This is a genomic window from Bradyrhizobium sp. MI1.10 (assembly GCF_055811035.1).
Window position 1 is genome coordinate 1 of sequence record NZ_JBVVPN010000118.1, and the last position, 2406, is coordinate 2406.

The window sequence follows — 2406 nt, forward strand, 5'->3', positions numbered from 1 at the left end:
AAGGCGAGCAAACGATCGGCACGGCACTGGAAGATGTCTTGGCAGATGTTGTTCAGGTCACCCCGCCGCGCATTATCGAACACAACGAGACGTCGATAACCAGATCACTTCGACGGGTCGCTAGTGATGATGATGGTGCTCGTGGCACTTGGCTTTATGATGTCACTGCCATTTCGCCGTAGGCATGCCGAACCTGTCTTAGCCTTTGCCGCGATGCGCAGCTGCGAAGCGGGAGCGGACTATGCTCGCCCAGTCAACTTACGGTGTCCACCGCAAATCGAAGCCGATCCGAATTCCTTATCGAGTCTGGAAGCGTCCGTGAAAAACGTCCTCAGCACAATCAAGGAGACCGAAGCCGAGATGACTTCCTCACGGCAGCTCCGAAAGCCCGCGTGAAGCCGAGCTAGCTCCCATCTGAACTCCGCAGGTCGCCTTGAGCTGATGCAGGAACGGCCCGTTATCTTTTCGATAGGATGCGGCCCCTGAACCGGTTCGATGGCGGCGAACTCTCTCGTGCGTTATGCATCACCGAAAATGAAGGAGCGCGGTATGGATCGCAAGCACATGGAGGTGTCACCGAGAAGGCCAAGGGCACGATTAAAGAAAGAAGGTGCTGGTATCGGGCCCCGGCACCGCTGCCACTGTGAGACCACCACGGTTGAAGGGACGACGGCCGCAGGATCACGCGAAGGGAGCAGGTCTTCGACTAAAGAACGGCTGTGACATTCGGCTCTCTGACAGCAACGCGGACATCAGACCTGACCTTCGCGTACATTGAAAGCTACCAGCCGAACTTTACGCGTTCCGCGGCACAGCCACAGGGCGCACGGCCGATCAGTCCCCAAGCGCAGCGGGCGACGGAACGCTCAGCCCGCAACGCCGAAACCATCATGTATTCCGCGACAGCCGTCGCTAAAGGTATGAACGGGGTTTCGCGCGAGTACTTTGAGTTCGTTCGACAACAGATTGAGCGGAGCATGGACAGAATGAATGAACTCTGGCGCTGTCGAACTCCTCACGACTTGGCAGCCGTTCAGACGGATCTAGTGCGCGACACGATCCGCAGCGCGATGGACAGCAGCCGTCGGATGGCCGACATGTCCCTCAAGGTAGCAGACGATGCGGGCGACCATATAGCTCAGAGCGTCGAACGGATGCAGCGCGCTGCGTAGCCGAGCCTCTAGGGCCACTTACGTGGGCGGCTGGATCTCGAGCCGCACACGTAAGTCGCGCGACGCTTCACCAGGTCCGCTGGCCTCGACGAGGCGGAAACGAAACCGGGCTCAGACCAAACCCAGGTCGCCATCTGAGGGTAGGGGATGTGTGCTGCATTAGTGCACTGACCATGGCCATGCCAATGACGGTTGCGGTTTTTTGGCTTGCGGCGGCGCCGGCTTCTGCGTCTGGGCGACATTGGCCGCCTGACGCGGACGAGGCAATGGTATTTCGGGCATCACCTTTGGTTCTCCGGAGCTCACCTCAGGCATCGCCTTTGGCGCTGAGGCGTTGGCGATGACGTGGGCGAGTTGTTCCTGGCTCGCGTTGAGTTGCTCGGTGAGTGTCTGGCTTTCGCGCGCCATCTGGATCTGGGTCGCCTTGATCTGGTCGATGGTACTGTGGTTCCGCGCCATTTCTTCCTGGCTCGCCTTGAGTTGGCTTGCGAGATTTTCATTGCCGCGGACCAATTGTTCTTGCCTCATTTCGAGCTGTTCCACCGTTTGCCTCAAGGCAGCTAAATCGCGCGCCATCGGTTGGAGCTGCTGCGCAATCTCGGAAGACACGGAAACGGCAGTCGGCGCATCGTCATTCGGCGCGGTTTGTACCGGAGGGGGCGGTACTGCGGCGACCATCATTGTCGAATCAACGGACGATGACCATCGCCACCCGACGACAGTAATCGATGCTACAAATAGCGAACCGATGAAAGCCAAATAGCGCCAACCGGCCAATCGATGACCCGTGCCCGGCGGGGCGCGTGACGTCTTCATCCTGGTCGGTCGGGCCAAAGGGCCGACTCCCTTTTCGCGGGCCAAGCTCGCCAGGCTAGAAAAATGCTCGTCCAAGCTTTTCGTGATCTGCTCTTCCGCGAGCTTGTCGCCTAACGTGGAAGCCATTTGGCGCTCCATATGAAATGCAATAGCACCCGCCGGAGAGCGATTCGCGCATCTGCGCTACGGCGAGTTAACCTTCAACGGGACGCAGATGGTTTTGAGCATTTCCCAGGGGATGAGCATGCAGCTGCACGTCACGTCGTCTTTTTTACCAGCTCACCTCAGAGCTATACTGGCGCTTTTAACGCAGCCGAGGAGGCGAAAGTATGTTGTCGGCCGGAGAACTACGGAAGGAACCCTGACGGTTCGCCAGCGCGCTCCATGCGAGATCACGCCGGAGGGCAGTTCGTCAACA

Annotated in this window: 3 protein-coding genes; 2 read left to right on the forward strand and 1 reads right to left on the reverse strand. The window is 58.8% G+C overall.

Translation table 11 applies throughout. The annotated features are described in order from the left end of the window. Positions 1 to 182, forward strand: a 182-nt coding sequence (locus tag AC0L3K_RS40425; RefSeq protein WP_473368187.1) for a hypothetical protein, incomplete at its 5' end; no start/stop codon positions are given. 537 nt (positions 183 to 719) lie between these two features. After that, the gene (locus AC0L3K_RS40430) at positions 720 to 1172 is read left to right on the forward strand and encodes a phasin family protein (RefSeq protein WP_473368188.1); all 453 of its coding nucleotides are present in this window, start codon (positions 720 to 722) and stop codon (positions 1170 to 1172) included. 159 nt (positions 1173 to 1331) lie between these two features. Here the strand turns inward: AC0L3K_RS40430 and AC0L3K_RS40435 are convergent, their stop codons facing one another. Next, positions 1332 to 2114 carry a hypothetical protein gene (locus tag AC0L3K_RS40435; protein ID WP_473368189.1) on the reverse strand — a complete coding sequence of 261 codons (783 nt, stop codon included), beginning with the start codon at positions 2112 to 2114 and terminating at the stop codon, positions 1332 to 1334. Between the last annotated feature and the right edge of the window lie 292 nt (positions 2115 to 2406).